At 44.3% G+C, this 15,349-nt stretch carries 7 protein-coding genes; 6 read left to right on the top strand and 1 reads right to left on the bottom strand.

Annotated features, from left to right (window positions below):
* The first annotated feature begins 5 nt into the window (after nucleotides 1–5).
* The 6 genes from B9G69_RS03450 to treY are packed head-to-tail and all read left to right on the top strand — an operon-like array spanning nucleotide 6 to nucleotide 13,724.
* Nucleotides 6–2,030, top strand: coding sequence for a maltotransferase domain-containing protein (locus B9G69_RS03450; protein ID WP_088616900.1), 2,025 nt, complete (start codon nucleotides 6–8; stop codon nucleotides 2,028–2,030).
* The gene (treS, locus tag B9G69_RS03445) at nucleotides 2,027–5,383 is read left to right on the top strand and encodes a maltose alpha-D-glucosyltransferase (protein WP_088616901.1); all 3,357 of its coding nucleotides are present in this window, start codon (nucleotides 2,027–2,029) and stop codon (nucleotides 5,381–5,383) included. Before B9G69_RS03450 ends, treS begins: the two co-directional genes overlap by 4 nt.
* Nucleotides 5,368–7,422, top strand: coding sequence for a 4-alpha-glucanotransferase (locus B9G69_RS03440; protein ID WP_088616902.1), 2,055 nt, complete (start codon nucleotides 5,368–5,370; stop codon nucleotides 7,420–7,422). The genes treS and B9G69_RS03440 overlap by 16 nt, the downstream gene beginning before the upstream one ends.
* Entirely contained in the window at nucleotides 7,379–9,277 is a 1,899-nt protein-coding gene (gene glgB, locus B9G69_RS03435; protein ID WP_088616903.1) for a 1,4-alpha-glucan branching protein GlgB, read from the top strand. The genes B9G69_RS03440 and glgB overlap by 44 nt, the downstream gene beginning before the upstream one ends.
* Nucleotides 9,274–11,088: a malto-oligosyltrehalose trehalohydrolase gene (gene treZ, locus B9G69_RS03430; RefSeq protein ID WP_176401012.1), complete on the top strand. Its 1,815-nt coding sequence runs from the start codon at nucleotides 9,274–9,276 to the stop codon at nucleotides 11,086–11,088. Before glgB ends, treZ begins: the two co-directional genes overlap by 4 nt.
* The gene (gene treY, locus B9G69_RS03425) at nucleotides 11,088–13,724 is read left to right on the top strand and encodes a malto-oligosyltrehalose synthase (RefSeq protein ID WP_265437951.1); all 2,637 of its coding nucleotides are present in this window, start codon (nucleotides 11,088–11,090) and stop codon (nucleotides 13,722–13,724) included. The genes treZ and treY overlap by 1 nt, the downstream gene beginning before the upstream one ends.
* Here treY and B9G69_RS03420 read toward each other — a convergent pair.
* Nucleotides 13,721–15,289 carry a class I SAM-dependent methyltransferase gene (locus B9G69_RS03420; RefSeq protein ID WP_088616906.1) on the bottom strand — a complete coding sequence of 523 codons (1,569 nt, stop codon included), beginning with the start codon at nucleotides 15,287–15,289 and terminating at the stop codon, nucleotides 13,721–13,723. The two genes, treY and B9G69_RS03420, sit on opposite strands and share 4 nt — an antisense overlap.
* Nucleotides 15,290–15,349 lie beyond the last annotated feature (60 nt).

The raw sequence follows: 15,349 nt of genomic DNA, 5'->3' as shown, positions 1-15,349 counted from the left end.
AAGTCATGCAGCAGAGTCAGTTGTCTTATTATTCCAATTCCCAAGTATCTCCATCCAGTGTTGTGATTGATCGCGTAGTGCCGATGATTGATGGTGGACGTTTTGCCGTGAAACGCTATCTGGACGAGGATGTTAAGGTGACGGCACATTTATTAGTCCATGGGCATGATCTTCCCAAAGGAAGAATCCACGTACGACATCAATCAGAAATGGAAGAAACGGCCTATCAACTGGTTGCTGAATTCAATGATGAGTGGAGCGCTTCTTTCAAACCGAAAAAGCTTGGCCAGTATATTTGCCGGGTTGAAGCTTCCCTGGATCGCTTTGGTACTTGGAAGAATGATGTGCAGAAGAAAAGAAATGCCGGACAGAACATCACGGTCGATCTGCAGATTGGCGTCGAAATTCTGCGTCAGTCTTTACAAGGCATTCAAGATTCATCAGAAAAAAAATTGATCAAAAGTCGTGTCGAAGAAATTGAAAAGTGGATTCAATCGAAAAGAGATCCTGATGTTGCAACATTGCAGGCACTTCTTAGCGATCCCGCTTTGGTAATGGCGTTACAACAAAACTTTAATGACGATAGTTTGGTCAAGTACGACCGTGAAGTGGTGTTTAATATTGAACCCACCTTGGCTAGATTTAGCTCTTGGTATGAATTCTTTCCGCGTTCTGTAGTTTCCGGAAAACCTCGACACGGGACCTTCAAAGATGCAGAAGCGCGACTTTCTTACGTTAAGGACCTGGGGTTTAACGTCGTTTATTTCCCACCCATTCACCCCATTGGAAAAAGTTATCGCAAAGGGAAAAATAATTCTGTCACTGCGGAACCCGGAGACGTCGGAAGTCCTTGGGCGATAGGAGCGGAAGAGGGTGGACACAAAGCCATTCTGTCTGAGTTGGGCACCCTTCAAGATTTTAAAAATCTCATCACTAAAGCCCGTTCAATGAACTTAGAAATTGCGATGGATATTGCATTTCAGTGTTCTCCGGATCATCCGTACGTAAAGGCCCATCCAGAATGGTTTAAGAAAAGACCTGACGGCACTATACAGTATGCGGAAAACCCTCCTAAAAAGTATCAGGATATCTATCCGTTTGATTTTGAAACCCCGGCTTGGAAAGAGCTTTGGCAGGAGCTCTTGTCTGTTTTCCAGTATTGGATAAATGCGGGCGTACGTGTTTTCCGCGTGGATAATCCCCATACAAAACCATTTCATTTTTGGGAGTGGTTGATCGCCAACGTTCGTCAAGAGCATCCCGATGTTATTTTTCTGTCAGAAGCATTCACTCGGCCTAAGATCATGCAGTACTTGGCAAAGTCTGGATTCAATCAATCCTACACGTATTTCACCTGGAGAAATGCTAAGTGGGAATTAACTGAGTACATGAATGAACTTACTCAGTCAGAAATGAAAGACTATTTCGGTGCGAATTTCTGGCCGAACACTCCTGATATCTTGCATGACAGTCTTCAATCTCCAAATCCCGCTCAGTACAAAGCGCGCTTGGTTTTAGCAGCGACCCTGATGAGCAATTATGGAATTTATGGACCTGCCTTTGAGCTGATGGATTATAAACCCAGTGCCCCGGGCAAGGAAGAATATCTAGATTCTGAAAAATACCAGCTGCGAACGTGGAATCTAAACGATTCCCAGTCGCTGGCTCCCTATATCGTTCAGGTTAATAAGATACGCAATAGCCATAAGGCATTACAACAAAATCGCACGTTTCGATTTCACCCAGTAAATAACGATTCACTGATTGCCTATTCGAAGTCATTCGGAGAAGAGCGCATTATCACCGTTGTAAATTTGGATTCAAAAGGGTCCCAATCAGGGATGTTAGAACTTCCGTTAATTGATTGGAATATCGGCGAGAACCAAAATTTCGACATGGAAGATCTTTTGACGGGTGTGACTTATACCTGGAATGGGTGGCGAAACTACGTTGAACTTCGTCCCGATCAGCCGGCACACATTTTTAAATTAAATCTTAAATCGAAATACCCGCAAGGAACAAAGGCATGATTACCAGATTCGCGAATCAGGAAAATCCGCTATGGTACAAGGATGCAATTATTTATCAACTGCACGTCAGAGCCTTTTATGATTCCAATGACGATGGGATCGGAGATTTTCAAGGGTTGATCCAAAAACTGGATTATCTTCAATCCTTGGGAATCACGGCGATTTGGCTTTTGCCGTTTTATCCTTCACCATTAAAAGACGATGGGTATGATATTGCAGATTACACAAATATCAATCCTGCGTATGGAACACTGGATGATTTTAAAGAGTTTTTAAACGAAGCTCATCGCCGCGATATTCGCGTCATCACGGAGCTCGTGATCAACCATACTTCGGATCAGCATGAGTGGTTTCAAAAGTCCCGCCGCGCGGAACCTGGGACCTACTGGCACAATTTTTACGTCTGGAGTGATGACCCCACGAAATATAAAGGGACGCGTATCATCTTTAAAGATTTTGAAACTTCAAATTGGGCGTGGGATCCGATTGCTAAAAAGTATTACTGGCATCGATTCTATTCCCATCAGCCCGATTTAAATTTTGATAATCCAGAAGTTCAAGAAGCCGTTTTCAGGGCTCTTGATTTTTGGATGGATATGGGCGTCGACGGCATGCGCTTGGATGCGGTTCCTTATCTATTCGAAAGAGAAGGTACAAGCTGCGAAAACCTGCCTGAGACTCATGCCTATTTAAAAACGCTCAGAGCCTATATGGATAAAAAATATCCGGGCTCCATGCTTTTAGCTGAGGCCAATCAATGGCCTGAAGATGCCGTTAATTATTTTGGTGACGGTGATGAATGCCACATGAATTTTCATTTCCCGTTAATGCCACGATTATTTATGGCGCTTAAGATGGAAGATCGTTATTCCATTGTCGATATTTTACAACAGACTCCAGCTATTCCGGAAAATTGCCAATGGGCGACGTTTCTGCGAAACCATGATGAGCTGACATTAGAGATGGTTACCGACGAAGAGCGTGATTATATGTATAAGGTCTATGCCAATGACCCACGCGCGCGAATCAACCTAGGACTTCGTCGCAGGCTGGCTCCGCTGGCAGGAAATGATCGCCGACAAATTCAACTGTTAAATGCGCTGCTATTTTCTCTGCCAGGCTCGCCCATCATTTACTACGGTGATGAGATTGGTATGGGCGACAACATTTACCTGGGCGACCGGGATGGTGTGCGAACTCCATTTCAGTGGAACCTGGATAGAAATGCCGGATTTTCGAAAACCAATCCTCAAAAACTCTATCTTCCTGTGGTCTCCACACCAGAATATCACTCTGAATCTGTCAACGTGGAGGCACTTCGTGCAAATCCGACATCGTTACTGTGGTGGATGGGTAAGCTGATTTCACTTCGCGCCGGAAATTCCATCTTAAGCCGTGGAAAATTTGAAATCGTAAACAATTCAAATCCCAAGGTTTTGACGTACACTCGTGAGCTGGATGGTGAAGTGATCCTCTGTATCGTAAATCTGTCCAGGAACTCTCAGTTTGTTGAATTAGATCTTTCAAGATTTAAAGGTGCCGTTCCAATGGAGCTGTTCGGACAATCCGAGTTCCCTAAAATTTCTGAGCCGCCTTATGTTGTGACCTTAACACCTTACTCTTTTTACTGGCTGCAAATTTCTGAAAAACAAGCCGTGGAACAGTTAGGCTGGGGTAAACCTTTAGCATTGCCGGTGGATGAAAATCCTCTCATGAACTTGCGCGGTCGCAAAATGTGGTTGCCACTTTCAAAAGCTATCAAAGGGTATTTGCAAAGATCTCGTTGGTTCAGCGGCAAGGGTCGCCGTATCAATTACATTGAGCTTTTGGATTACTTAACTGTGCCGATGCCTGGTGATGATTCGAATCCTAGCTATTTGGCAATGATGAAGGTCTTTTATGCTGAAGGATTGCCAGAAGTTTATATGATGGGGTTAGGACATGTTGAAGGGGACAAGGCTAAAAAGCTTGCCGATGAGCGTCCCTCGATGATCGTTGCCGAAACCCATAGCCCTGCGAATACTGGCGTCGTTTTCGATTGTTTGCAGCAGGCCGATTTCTGTAAGGCCGTCCTGGACATTATCGTTAATAAAAAAGTATTGAAAAGTGCCCTGGGAAAAATTGTCGGGGAGTCTAAGGAACCTTCCCAGGAGACATTGCCAGATCCTGTTTTTAAAAGCGTTGAACAAAGCAATTCATCTTTGGTGTTTGGGGATAAGTATTATCTAAAATTCTATCGTCGCATCGAAGAGGGAGAAAATCCTGAAGTCGAGTTAGGTCGATTCTTGGGCGAAAAGAAGTTTGCCGACACCTCGGCATTCTTAGGGGCTTTGTCTTATTATCACGGGAACACCGTCTCTTCATTGGCTATCTTGGAAAATGTTCTGACTCACGAAATTGATGGCTGGTCCTTGATGACCGATAAAATTTCGCAGATTGCAGAAAGAATGAACACGGAAGGCGTGTTAAATGGGCCGGCTTTGATTCCACCATTAAACGAAGACGTTTTGCATTTCGAACCGACCGCCGATTTCCAGGATTTGACCGGTTATACTTTGATGTATGCAAAGCAACTGGGAGTTAAAACAGCACAAATGCATTTGGTTATGGGCAGTGAAGAGCGCGATCCTGCGTTTATTCCGGAACCGTACACTCCCTTCTATCAGCGTTCTATGTTCCAAAGCTTCAGGAACATGGCAGAAAAAACGTCAGAGATTTTACGAGCGAATCTTGCTCACCTTAATCCTGCGGATCAGGAGCTAGCAGAAAAAATTCTATCCTCCAGCGATAAGATCTATAACTGCTTCTCTTACATGAAAAATGTTCCGATCCTCTCGTTACGTTCGCGCATCCATGGGGATTATCATCTGGGGCAAGTTCTCTTCACAGGTCAGGATTTCAAAATCATCGATTTTGAAGGCGAACCTGCCCGTGGATTTGGAGAAAGAAAGTTAAAACGCACGCCTTTAAAAGATGTTGCGGGAATGATCCGCTCGTTCGAATACGTGCCTGAATTTTATATGAAAAAGCAGAATCTGAAAGAGCAAGATCGTTTGCGCATGTCTAGCCATCTGCAAGTTTGGTCGCGATGGGCGAGCATTGAATTTTTAAAAGGTTATCTTGAGACGGTGGGAGACAATGCGATTGTACCAAAGGATATTCGTCAAACCTTTGCAGTTCTTAAAATGTTCCTTTTGGAAAAGGCGCTTTACGAAATCGGATATGAAGCTCGCAATCGCCCAGATTGGGTGGATATTCCGATGCGGGGTTTACTGAACATTTTAGAAATCGGTCAAGTAGCCACTCCTAAAGATCTACCTAAAAGAAGTCAGGAACCATGGCAAACGTTATAGAAAAACGCCTTTTACGAAAAGCAGCCCGTTACTGGGGAATCCAACCCGACTACCTCAATGCAAATGGGGAGCCTACGGGCAGCTCTTCGCAATCCATTAAAAAAGTTCTGTCAGTCTTGTCAGGCAGGGACGTACATGATGTGACTTCACTGCAACAAGTAATTTATCAAAGATATTCTCAGAAAATCACCAGCGTCATGGAACCTGTTCATGTGCAGAAAGCCTCTCAAGGAATGCGCGTGGTGGCGTTTTTACCCCATGATATTGCTGTTGATAACTTGCATTTTCTTTTGGAGCAGGAAGGCGGCAAGAGTGAGCGCTGTTTTTTTGAAAGCAGTGTTTCCAGTCGAATCTATCACCTCGAAAATCAGTACTATCGAAGATATGTTTTTAGGTCATCAAAAAGTCCCGCTGAAGGCTACCACCACCTATCATTGGTTTCGAATGGTCAAGTTCTGGCAAAAACTCTTCTTATTTGCCCTCCGGAAAAGCGGACGGATCATCAAAAAAAGAAATTAGGAATTTTTACTCCCTTGTACGCTGTTCGTAGCCAACGAAATCTGGGAATTGGAGATTTGGGAGATCTCAGAAATCTGCAAACGCACCTGCATAAATTAGGCTGTGATTTTGTGGGCACGTTGCCGTTGTTAGCCCAGGATTTCGGGCCCAAATTTGATTCTATAAGTCCTTATTCTGCCTCCTCCAAACTGTTTTGGAACGAGGCTTATTTAGACTTACAAGAAGTTGTAAAACAGTATCCTCTGCTTCAAAAGGTTTATTCACATCGCGATCTGAATCTTGTTGAGGAGTTGCAAAAAAATGAAGATGTCCTTTATGCTCAGGTCATTCCTTTAAAGCAGAAGTTAACGCTAGAAATGTCGAAGGTATTTTTAGCTGAATATGCTGAAAAGGATAAAGGCTTTCAACGCTTTAAAAAGCAAAAGTACCTTCTGTCAGAGTATTGCCAATTCCGTAGTCACGGCGATCCTGAAAAACAGGGATATCATCTATTCGCTCAGTATCAAATGGAGCGTCAACTCAAAGATTTGAAATCCCTGGCAGGAAAAAAAGGCGCCGAAATTTATTTGGACTATCCCGTGGGGACTTCTAAAGATGGTTTTGACAATATCTATTTTAGCCAAGAGTTTATAAACGTTTTAAGTGTGGGCGCCCCACCTGACGTTTTATTTCGCAAAGGACAGAACTGGGGTATTTCTCCAATTCATCCCCTTAAAATGCGGGAAAGTGGATATCAGTATTTAATTGAGTCACTTCGCTCTCACATGCTTTTAGGTAATATCATTCGACTTGATCATGTGATGGCTTTTAAGCGGTTGTACGTAATTCCCAACGACAGCAATGCCCGTGAAGGGGTCTATCTTCGCTATAATCCGGATGAAATGTTTGCGGTCCTCGCTATCGAAGCGCAAAGACACGGAGTTGACATTATCGGAGAAAATCTGGGCACAGTTCCGGAATCCATTCAGCGTTCTTTGAAAGACAATGGGTTTCGCGGAATGTGGGTGTTCCTGTTTGAAGCGGGCGAATCTCCGACTGCGGCAGTCGAACGGATGCCACCAGCAAATCTTGCCTGCTTAAATACGCATGATCTTGTCCCGTTCCAAGGATACTTGGAATCGTTTGATATTCATAAATTCAAAGAGTTGGGAATTTACACGCCGAAAAAATCCCGCAAAGAAGTTCATTCCCGAGAAGAGGTCATTAAAAAGTGGTCTCAAGATTTGGACGTAGAAGATTCAGAATATTTATTTATGAAGGTGTGTGAACTGATGGCATCGGGTCCCGCCGATTTATTTTTAATTAATTTAGAAGATCTGTGGGGAGAAACCAAACCACAGAATATTCCCGGAACCTGGCATGAGTTTCCAAACTGGACTCGGAAACTTAAATTCTCCGTCGAAGAGTGGAGCCAAAGTTCTGAAGTGAATAATTTTATTAATCGACTCGCGCATATGCGCAAGAAATGGAAAGAGCATGGACACGCTTCTGACCTCAGACGACATTTATCTGTTCAATGAAGGAACAAACTATAGGTCTTATTTACGTATGGGTGCACATTTAGACGTTAAAGACGGAGCCGAAGGGACGTGGTTCTCGGTTTGGGCTCCTGGAGCAAAAGAAGTTCATGTCACGGGCGATTTCAATTATTGGAATCGCGAGCAGTATGCATTGCGCACCGAAGGGACTTCGGGTGTGTGGAGTGGTTTTGTTCCACAAGCTGTGCACGGGCATAATTATAAATTTATTATTACGTCTCCTCAGGGGCATAAAATTGAAAAGGCGGATCCCTACGCTTTCTACAGTGAGGAAGCGCCAAAAACAGCCAGCAAAATCTGGAATCTTGATTACCAATGGCAAGATCAAGAATGGATGGAAAATCGGAAGCATCTGCAGAACACGAATCAAGGCATGTCTATTTACGAAATCCATTTAGGATCGTGGAGACGAAATCCAGAGCAAGGGGGGCGCAGCTTAACCTATCGAGAGCTGGCTGAGGAACTACCGCGCTACGTGAAAGACATGGGGTTTTCCCATGTGGAGTTTATGCCGATTATGGAGCATCCATTTTATGGATCTTGGGGATATCAAACCACGGGCTACTTTGCACCGACGTGCCGTTACGGCACTCCTCAGGATTTGATGTATCTGATTGATCGCCTTCACCAAGAAAATATTGGCGTGATAATGGATTGGGTTCCGTCACATTTTCCAGAGGACTCCTTTGCTCTGTCTCGTTTCAATGGCACTCATCTTTTCGAGCACGAAGATCCTCGCTTGGGATTTCACCCAGATTGGAACAGTTTGATTTTCAATTATGGACGACATGAGGTTCGTAGTTTTCTGATTTCCAGTGCGATTTTCTGGCTGGAGAAATATCATGTAGACGGACTGCGGGTTGATGCCGTGGCTTCGATGTTATATCTGGACTACTCTCGAAAAACAGGAGAATGGATCCCCAACCGATTCGGTGGAAGAGAAAACATTGAAGCCATCGAATTTTTAAAAGACCTTAATGAAGCCGTCTATTCACAGTTTCCAGATGTGCACACAATCGCTGAAGAATCTACAGCATGGCCCAAAGTTTCTGCGCCAACATATGCAGGGGGGTTAGGGTTTGGAATGAAATGGGATATGGGGTGGATGCATGACACCTTTGAATACTTCCGTAAAAATTCAATCCATCGTCGTCATCATCAGAATCAACTGACTTTTAGAATGATGTACGCTTTTAATGAAAACTTTATTCTTTCCATCTCTCACGATGAGGTCGTTTACGGTAAAGGCTCTGTCTATGAAAAGATGAGTGGGGATGAATGGCAAAAGTTCGCAAATCTGCGGGCTCTTTATTCTTATATGTATGCAATGCCAGGTAAAAAACTTCTTTTTATGGGCTGTGAATTTGCGCAAAAAACTGAATGGAATCACGATGGCAGTTTGGATTGGCATCTGACTCAAGAAAAGCCCCATGCTCAAATCCAATCCTTAATTAAGGATTTGAACCATGTTTATCGCCAAGAATCTGCGCTGCACGAACTGGATTTTTCAGCAGCAGGTTTTGAATGGTTAGATGCGAGTGATGCCAACAACAGTGTTTTTAGTTTTTTCCGCCGCGATGGCGATAAAAACACGGTCCTTTGTATTTTCAATCTGACACCTATCCCGCGCTACAATTATGAAGTGGGGGTTGATCAACCCGGAATTTGGAAAGAAATTTTAAATTCAGACGCGGAAATCTTTGGTGGCAGCGGTCACGGAAATTTCGGAGAAGTTACATCAAATCCTCAACCTGCACATGGAAGGCAGCACAGCCTGATGCTGACATTGCCGCCGCTTTCGGGTGTGTATTTCAAGTATGCGAGGACAGTGCAGTGAATTTAATCAAAATCGGTGCTTGGAAAGAGGAACAGGGAGAATGCGGCTACCGCGTATGGGCGCCACTTTGTGAAAGCGTAGATTTGGTCTTTTTGGACCAAGATGAGCAGGAATTGGGCTCACTCCCGATGGCGCAGGATCGTCGCGGATACTTTTTTGTTAAATCCAAAAAGCCGCTTTCTGATTTATATAAATTTAGGCTAAATAAAAACCAACTTTTACCAGATCCCGCTTCTCGCTATCAGCCACAAGGTCCCCACGGGGCCTCGCAACTCATTGGCAGTGAATTCCCCTGGAGCGATCAACAGTGGAAGGGCTTGCCCCTTCATGACTTGGTTATCTATGAACTTCATGTCGGAACCTTTACCGAGTCTGGAACCTTCGCGGCAGTTCAGTCCCATGTGGATCGATTATTAGACTTAGGGGTTAATGCACTCGAAATAATGCCCATCGCTCAATTCGCGGGAAAACGTAATTGGGGATATGACGGGGTTGGATTATTTGCCGCGCAGAACTCCTATGGGAAACAGCAAATCTCTCCGCTAGAGTTAAAAGGTCTGATTGATTACTGCCATTCCCGGGGTATGGCTGTGATTTTGGATGTCGTTTATAATCATATGGGCCCTGAGGGTAATTACCTCTCCCACTTCGGCCCGTATTTTCATGACAAGTATAAGAATCCCTGGGGAGACGCGCTGAACTTTGATGGTGCTCACAGTGATGATGTCAGAAACTATTTTTTAACGAACGCAAAGCAATGGATCGAGGAATTTCATTTTGATGGACTGCGCCTGGACGCCGTTCATTCCATATTTGATGGCTCCGCAAAAACATTTTTAGAGCAGCTCTCCGATCTTGCCGAGGACGTATCACAACGCACAGGACGGGTGATTCATTTGATTGCTGAAAATGACACGAATGACAGTCGATTGATCACTCCCACTGCGGAGGGAGGGATCGGGTTGAGCGCCCATTGGGCCGATGATTTTCACCATGTGGTTCATTCGGCATTGACGGGTGAAACATCAGGTTACTATTCAGATTTCGGTAAAGAGAATCAGTTGATGGATGTGTTGACCCGGGGTTTAGTCTATGATGGAAAATATTCTGAGTTTCATAATTTTACCCGCGGTCGCAGCTATTACGGCACTTCTCGGAGTCGTCTAGTCTATTGTATTCAAAATCATGACCAAATCGGAAACCGCAAAGACGGCGAAAGGCTGATTTCCTTAAGCGGAGCTGACGCCCAGAAACTGGCGGCCTCCTTGTTATTTCTGTCAGGGGGCTTGCCGTTGATTTTCATGGGAGAAGAGATCGGTGAAACCGCTCCCTTTTTATACTTCGTCGATCATACCGATAAGAATCTGCTACAAGCGGTGCGCGAGGGCAGGAAGAAAGAATTCGCAAGTTTCGGTTGGAAGGAAGAACCACCGGACCCTGGCGCCGAGGAAACTTTCATCCGCTCGCGCGTTGATTGGGTCAAAGCTGCACAATCTGCACAAACTGCAGATTTCACGAAACTGTATAAAAAACTGATAGCTCTTTCGAAATGGATTCGACAAGAAGGTTTTTTTGATGAAGAAGTGAAAGCCGAGCTTGTTCGCGAGGGTGTTTTTCGCATTACTGCTTCTAAAGATAATGAATCCATCGAGTTAATTATATCCATGAATAAAAAAACAGAAGAGGTCACCTGCCACAGTCGTTATGAATTGGTTTTTGATTCTTCTTCTCCGGACCGATCTCGCTCTGTCTCCCAAGGGACGCTAAAGATGGAGCCTCAGTCTGTGATTTTATTGAAAGGACCGAGATAATGCCGTTTCTTTCCACCTACCGCCTGCAATTACATAAAGATTTTAAGTTCCAAGATGCGATTGAACATCTGAGGTATTGGAGCGATCTGGGGATATCCCATCTTTATTTGTCTCCCATCTTAGAGTCAGAGGAGGGAAGTACTCACGGCTATGACGGCACAAATCCAGAAGTTATTAGCCGCGAGCGGGGTGGAGAAGAGGGATTTGCGCTCTTAATTGAGAACCTTCCCAAGACACGGATAGAGGGCTTGATTTTGGATATTGTACCGAATCACTTGTCCTCTAGTTGGAAGAATCCTAAGTGGTGGGATGTTCTGAAAAAAGGACACAAATCATCTTTCTGGAAGGCATTTGATATTAAGGGTGACGAGGATGACTCGAAGATTAAAATTATTCTGCCCGTGTTGGGCAAAAGCCGTGAAGCCACAATTCTTTCTCGAGAGTTGGTGTTATCCTTTTATCAAGAACAAATTACTTTTAAATACTACGATGCTCACTATCCGGTTAGCGAGTCCTCCTATGACTTGGTTTTTCAAGAGCTGGAAAAGCGTATTGAGAAAAAGCATTTAAAAAGCATTTCCGCTCTCTCCAAATGGGCCCAAGAAAGTGTGTCGAATCTGAATGTTCTGTTGCACAGTCTTTCCCAGGTACCAGTCAAAGCCTTGAATGAAATTTTGGAGAAACAGCATTATAAGTTAAAAGATTGGCGCAGCGGCAGCCGCGAGATCAATTACCGTCGCTTTTTTGACATTAACGGCTTAGTGGGTTTAAAGATGGAAAATAAATCCGTCTTTAATTGGTCTCATGACAAAATATTTTCTTTATTAAGCACCTATCCTGCTATCCAAGGATTGCGAATTGACCACATCGATGGCCTTACCTTTCCCGAAGAATATCTGAAAAATCTCTCAAAAAAATGTCCTAATATCTGGGTTGAAAAAATTCTGGGTAACGGCGAACTGTTACCAGAGGACTGGCCGATCAAGGGCTCCACGGGATATGAATTTTCCGTTGTCAGCGCCCGACTGTTTGTGGATGTCAAAGGACTGTTGAATCTGCATTCACATTATTTAGAAAAAATCGACGACCGTTGGGAGCGGTTCCATGACTGCGTATACGAAAGTAAGAAAGAAATGCTCGAGCTTTACTATGTCTCCGAGCTTAATTATCTTATGGAGCAATTTTACGAGTGTGCTCAAGATTATAAGAAGTACCGTAATAAATTCACCAAAGAGGAAATTCGCGAGGTTCTGATCGAAGTCACTTCCTCTCTTAGAATTTACAGAACCTACGCCAAAAAATCAGAAGCGATTCGTTCGCCTTGGTTGTCCGATGCTTTGAAGGAAGCTCAGGGACGGGGCAAGATATCAAATCTTCAAGCTTACGAATGGTTTAGAGATGTTCTTCATGAGGAAGGAACGTGGAGTGACGATTTATTTCTGACCATCAAACGATGGGAACAGCTGACTGGACCCGTTATGGCGAAGGGGCTTGAAGACACAGCTTTATATCGTTACTGTCCATTGCTGTCATTGAACGGTGTCGGTGGTGAACCGGATTGGATCGGGGATGGTTCATTAGAGTACCACGCCTTTCAGCAAGAGAAATTACGCACATTCCCTTTGAGTTTTAATGCGACTTCTACCCACGATACGAAGCGTAGCGAAGATGTGCGCTCGCGGATTCATTATCTTTCGGAAGTTCCTCAGGAGTGGACGACACTTTTTGAAGAGATTCTGCAGGATTTTGGTCAGCAGGATTTTCCGACTCCAAGAGTTCTTTATTTTATCCTAGAGACATTGCTGGGTGCGTGGCCCATGGATGGAGTTATGTCAGATGAATTTATCAAGCGCATGCAGGAATACTTTATCAAAGCCACCCGTGAATCAAAAACCGAAACCAGTTGGTCCGAAGTAAACCCTGATTTCGAAGAAAAATTAAAGCAGTTCGTGCATGATCTTCTTCACCCCACAGGTAAAGGGGACAAACGCTTGTTGAAAAAACTTTCTGCGTTTGCGGAAAAGTGCAGCTTTTATGGTGCCTTTAATTCGCTCTCGTTACTTACGATGAAAGGTACAAGCCCCGGAATTGCCGATTTCTATCAGGGATGTGACAGCTGGGATTTAAGCTTGGTGGACCCTGACAATCGCAGACCCGTTGATTATGCCGAAAGAAAACAATTTTTAGCTCGTATGCAGGCTCAGGCCAAAATAGATGCTTCATCCTATCTGCAGGAGATTTCCAAGAATTGGAAATCGGGCGAAGTGAAAATGTATCTGACCTGGAGGCTGCTACAACTTAGAAATCATTGGCCTGACATTTTTCTGAAAGGTGAGTATCTGCCAGTGTCTCCAGAAGGAGATAAGAAAATTCATTTCATGTCGTACTTACGACGTCTGGATAAGCAGTGGGTATTAACTGTCATTCCAAGGTTTTTAGGCCAGTCGAAAATGGAACTGGGTGATTTGAAGCTTCATGATCAAGAGCTTTTAAGTGTTAAATTTGATCTGCCCGAGGACGCTCCCAAGACTTGGATGAATGTGCTCACGGGCGAGAAAATGTTTGGAAATTCATTCACCGCGCAGAACCTTTTTGGAAGTTTTCCGGTCGTGGTTCTGCAGGGAGTGGCTGATTAGTTCTTACGCAAGATGATGGATTTCATCAAGGGCTCCTGATCGGGGAGCTCGAAATCCATGCCTTGCGAAGGTGCGGGCAGAATTTTAAACGAGAATTCGCGTTTCAGTTTTTCTAAGCGCAAATGCAAATCTCCGCTGTTCCATTTTTCGTAGTTTGTACAGAACAACAGCAGGCCGTTTTTTTCTAAGCAATACATGGCGTTGATTAACAGTTCATCAAAATTCTTGCTGATCGAGAAAACACCATTCTTGGAGCGACCAAAAGAAGGCGGATCGCAAACAATCAGTCCAAACTTACGCTTGCGACGGACGGTCCCTTTTAAAAACAAAATACAGTCGCTGTTCCAGAATTCATACTTTTCATGCTCCGGATCAAGACCGTTTAAAGTGAAGTTACGTTTACTCCAATCAAGAAAATTCGACGACACGTCGACGGTGCAAACTTCTTGTGCACCGGCCATGGCAGAAACCACGCTAAAACCACTGGTATAAGAAAATAAATTTAAGACGCGACGATCTTGGGCATGTTCGCTGACCCACAGGCGATTCTCGCGTTGATCCAAAAACAGTCCTGGGGAAAGTCCGGTATCACTGCGCAGTTCATACTTGACGCCATTTTCCTTAGCGATCCAGCTGGTCTGCGTTTGTCCAATGGTCCACAACAATTCCGCATTCGGATCATCCCCACGGTTCAGCATTTTGCGAACCAGGACTTTCTTTTTCAATTTCTTAGATAATTTTTCAAAACGTAGCAGATCCGGAACAGAAGGATCTTCCTCTTTGTACCAATAAACCCAAAGGTATTCGCCATACTGATCGATTCGATAAGTATCCAACTCGCGGTGAGCGAGGCGCAAAGATTCGTCTTTAAGTTCTGAAAATTTAAATAGACGTTCACGGCGCTGCAAAGCTTCGCCAAGGACGAGGTCTTCTTCGTGCTCATTCAATTCGCCATCCTTAGCCCACACGGGAAGATCGGTTTCGAAGTGAACATGTTCGCCGCGTAAAGTGAACTCTAAGGAATGCGAATGCAAGCACAGGCGATAAAAGTGACTGCCGCCATGTTCGCTATCTCCCAGGATCGGGATGCCTTTCGCTTCGGCATGCAGGCGGATTTGATGAGGCTTACCTGTATGGGGAATCGCTTCCCAAAGCTGAAAGCGCCCCAATGCTTTGATCCATTTAAAGGTCGTTTTAGAGTTCGGATCTTTGTCTTTAGTGCTAACGAATTTGTTTTTTTCTTTTTCAATGTGCGACTGGTAAGTGAACTCCAGAGCCCCCGCGGGTTTGTCAGTTAAAAAAAGATATCTTTTCTTTACCAAATGTTGCTCAAAAAGACGCGAGACTTCTGCGGCAATTTCAGAACTCGTGGCAAAACAAAGAGCACCTGAGGTTGCTTTGTCCAGGCGGTGAACAACGAATAACTTGCGATCAAGCACTTCTTCGTAGATCTCCACGCAGCCCCGTTGCCCGTGTTCAGGAGTGTGCGTGTTGAGGCCGGCAATCTTGTCAATAAAGATGCACCCGGCTGTCTCGGTGTATCGAAGCTTAATCGTGCGTGTCATTCGACTAATATAGACCGGTTTTCATTGAGCGTCACTCGGAGATTCGATAGAAATGGTCAT

This window comes from Bdellovibrio sp. SKB1291214, from assembly GCF_002209355.2.
GTDB lineage: Bacteria > Bdellovibrionota > Bdellovibrionia > Bdellovibrionales > Bdellovibrionaceae > Bdellovibrio.
The sequence above is the reverse complement of the archived record's forward strand: the minus strand, read 5'-3'. Positions and strand labels throughout refer to the sequence as shown.

Coding starts and splice junctions, on each gene's coding strand:
- B9G69_RS03450 (WP_088616900.1), top strand. CDS start 6: ATGCAGCAGAGTCAGTTGTCTTATTATTCCAATTCCCAAGTATCTCCA.
- treS (WP_088616901.1), top strand. CDS start 2,027: ATGATTACCAGATTCGCGAATCAGGAAAATCCGCTATGGTACAAGGAT.
- B9G69_RS03440 (WP_088616902.1), top strand. CDS start 5,368: ATGGCAAACGTTATAGAAAAACGCCTTTTACGAAAAGCAGCCCGTTAC.
- glgB (WP_088616903.1), top strand. CDS start 7,379: ATGGACACGCTTCTGACCTCAGACGACATTTATCTGTTCAATGAAGGA.
- treY (WP_265437951.1), top strand. CDS start 11,088: ATGCCGTTTCTTTCCACCTACCGCCTGCAATTACATAAAGATTTTAAG.
- B9G69_RS03420 (WP_088616906.1), bottom strand. CDS start 15,289: ATGACACGCACGATTAAGCTTCGATACACCGAGACAGCCGGGTGCATC.